2 protein-coding genes are annotated in these 1780 nt (G+C 56.2%); both read left to right on the top strand.

All coding sequences use genetic code 11. The features are described 5' to 3' along the window. On the top strand, positions 1-482 hold a 482-nt coding region (locus HNR62_RS12800; RefSeq protein ID WP_204796488.1), incomplete at its 5' end, for a hypothetical protein. Positions 483-580: 98 nt separating this feature from the next. After that, positions 581-1705 carry an S-(hydroxymethyl)glutathione dehydrogenase/class III alcohol dehydrogenase gene (locus HNR62_RS12805; protein WP_476703924.1) on the top strand — a complete coding sequence of 375 codons (1125 nt, stop codon included), beginning with the start codon at positions 581-583 and terminating at the stop codon, positions 1703-1705. Positions 1706-1780: the final 75 nt, after the last annotated feature.

Consider the following 1780-nt stretch of genomic DNA (forward strand, 5'->3'; position numbering starts at 1 on the left):
TCAGTACACCAAAGGACTCGGAAAAAGCATCAAGGCTCATGGTCGGGCTCCCAAAAGGGAGTATAAGATCACAAGTCGATCAGCAGGTCAAATTACCCGACATTGGTTATAAAACGTTCGTGATCTTACCCTGGGAACCGGGCCCGGGATCTTTTGCTTTACTGCGTTATTTTTCGGGAAAACTCCGCCAGTGCGAGATCCGCCAGTGCGAGAAAGGTGATCACAAGCGCAGTTTTTCGGCAACAGCCTGGTGTCTGGCACCCCGTACCGGGCAAGACGGACTCTGTTTTCGGGCTGGGGCGGCTTTATCAGTAAGAGGGAGTTTTGTCTCTGCAAGGCAAGGATGCTACACCCGGATGATTAATAATACGGCGGAGCCCGGTTGGAGCATGATGCAATTCATGGTGACCTTTCTCGAGTATTATTACTCCTCTGTAAAAATCATTTGCTTCCGCCCCCATTCTCACCGACGCTCGACCTAGATACAATGGCTGCATATGCCACATATATTGTAACGGCAGTGCACTGTCTGCCCGTTATACTGAATCGGTTATCGCACTGCCTCTCACTGGAGAATCTAATGGATATGATCAAAACCCGTGCCGCTGTCGCCTGGGAAGCCGGCAAACCGCTGAGCATCGAAGAAGTGGATTTGATGCCGCCGCAAAAAGGCGAAGTGCTGGTGCGTATCGTCGCCACCGGTGTGTGTCACACCGATGCCTTTACCCTGTCCGGTGATGATCCCGAAGGTATCTTCCCGGCGATCCTCGGTCACGAAGGTGGCGGTATCGTCGAGGCGGTAGGCGAGGGCGTGACCACGCTGGAAGTGGGCGATCACGTTATCCCGCTGTACACCGCCGAGTGTGGCGAGTGTAAATTCTGTAAATCCGGCAAGACCAACCTGTGCCAGGCGGTACGCGCCACTCAGGGCCAGGGTCTGATGCCCGACGGTACCACCCGCTTCTTCAAGGACGGCAAGCCGATCTTCCATTACATGGGCTGCTCCACTTTCGCCGAGCGCACCGTGGTGCCGGAAATCTCCTTGGCCAAAATCAGCAAGGAAGCCCCGCTGGAGAAGGTCTGCCTGCTGGGGTGTGGCGTGACCACCGGCATGGGCGCGGTCAAGAACACCGCCAAGGTGCAGGAAGGCGATACCGTGGCGGTATTCGGCCTGGGCGGTATCGGTCTGGCGGTGATCATCGGTGCCGTCATGGCCAAGGCCAGCCGCATCATTGCCATCGACATCAACGAAGACAAGTTCGATATCGCTCGCAAGCTGGGTGCCACCGACTGCATCAATCCCAATGACTACAGCAAGCCGATTCAGGACGTGATTGTCGAGCTGACCGACGGCGGCGTGGACTACTCCTTCGAATGTATCGGTAACGTCAAGGTGATGCGTTCCGCGCTGGAATGCTGCCACAAGGGCTGGGGCGAGTCGGTCATCATCGGTGTGGCCGGTGCCGGCCAGGAAATCTCCACCCGTCCGTTCCAGCTGGTCACCGGCCGGGTATGGAAAGGCTCCGCTTTTGGTGGTGTTAAAGGCCGCTCCCAACTGCCGGGCATCGTTGAGCAGTACCTGAACGGCGACTTCGAACTGGATACCTTCATCACCCACACCATGGGTCTGGAAGACATCAACCACGCCTTCGACCTGATGCATGAAGGCAAGTCGATCCGCTCCGTTATTCATTTCGACAAATAAAACCGCTTCCTGTAGTAGCTGCTTCAGCTGCTAAATCCTGCGAAGCAGGATCTGGTGCACAGGTTCGCCCTGGGC

It is taken from the genome of Oceanisphaera litoralis, from assembly GCF_016907015.1.
Taxonomy (GTDB): Bacteria; Pseudomonadota; Gammaproteobacteria; order Enterobacterales; family Aeromonadaceae; genus Oceanimonas; species Oceanimonas litoralis.